This is a genomic window from Limnospira sp. PMC 1279.21, assembly GCF_032349615.1.
GTDB classification, from domain to species: Bacteria; Cyanobacteriota; Cyanobacteriia; order Cyanobacteriales; family Microcoleaceae; genus Limnospira; species Limnospira fusiformis.
Genome location: NZ_JARPLU010000431.1, coordinates 1 through 1,025 on the forward strand (window position 1 = coordinate 1; position 1,025 = coordinate 1,025).

Annotated in this window: 1 protein-coding gene; it reads left to right on the forward strand. The window is 47.3% G+C overall.

Annotation, left to right across the window (positions count from 1 at the left end; genetic code table 11):
• Positions 1–106 precede the first annotated feature (106 nt).
• A complete protein-coding gene (locus tag P5683_RS25220) occupies positions 107–772 on the forward strand; it encodes an acyl-CoA dehydrogenase family protein (protein ID WP_006622105.1) in 666 nt (221 codons plus the stop codon).
• The last annotated feature ends 253 nt before the right edge of the window (positions 773–1,025 follow it).

Here is a 1,025-nt window from a genome sequence, read left to right on the forward strand (position 1 = left end):
AGGTGGCAACGCTGGGTGTAACATATTTTGGCACTTTAACTCCGGTTATTGTGGTGGTTGCTATTGTAACAGGTTTTTGGTTTGTGTGTAGGTTTGAGGAAGTTTTTTGTTACTAGCAAGCACGTCAGACCTGCTGGAAACCACCAACACCTATTTACAAACTGCCGTCGCCCCTGTGGCGGCTGAAATAGATCGCCAACCAGAAGCATTAAAGCCGGCTTGGCGGGGGTTAGGGAAACTAGGAGTTCTGACTTTACGGGTCGGACCCGCCCCAGTAACAGCAGAAACCTTCGCCCTATTCACGGAACAAATAGCCCGCTATTCTGGGGCTTTAGCATTTTTGCAGACCCAACATCAAAGCGCGGCGGGGATGCTATCCCTAAGTGATAATTCTACCCTCCGAGAGCAATATTTACCTGAGATGAAATACGGAACCGTTGGGGTAGGAATTGGTTTTTCTCATTTGAGACATTCTGGAAAGCGAATGGTGACAGCATTAGAGGTTGAGGGAGGGTTTCAGCTTAACGGAACAGTTCCCTGGGTGACAGGATCTGGCATTTTTGATCAGTTTATCCTGGCGGCGAGTTTACCAGATGGGCGGGCGGTGTTTGGGATGGTTCCTTTTCGGGATACTCAGGGAACTCAGGGGGAAATTAGCCTGGGTGTACATAGGTCTCTTTGTGCTATGACTGCGACTAATACGGTTACTGTGAGGCTGACTGATTGGTTTTTATCAGCTAACCTGGTGGTGTCTATCCGGTTAGGGTCATGAACCCTAAACCCCTACCCTAACTGCAATTACCGGAATTTACTTAACCCGATAGTCGTACCGTTACACTTAATATGCACTCCATTCAGTCTTAGCACACGGGACGATTAGTGCATATCCCTTAGCAACAAAACTTAATTATTGACGGGTTAATCAATAAGCACAACTTAATCAATCTGTCAAATACCCACACCTCCCCTCAACCAGACACCGATAGGTTAACTCCCTTGTGATACCCGTCAATGGCAAGCCTATC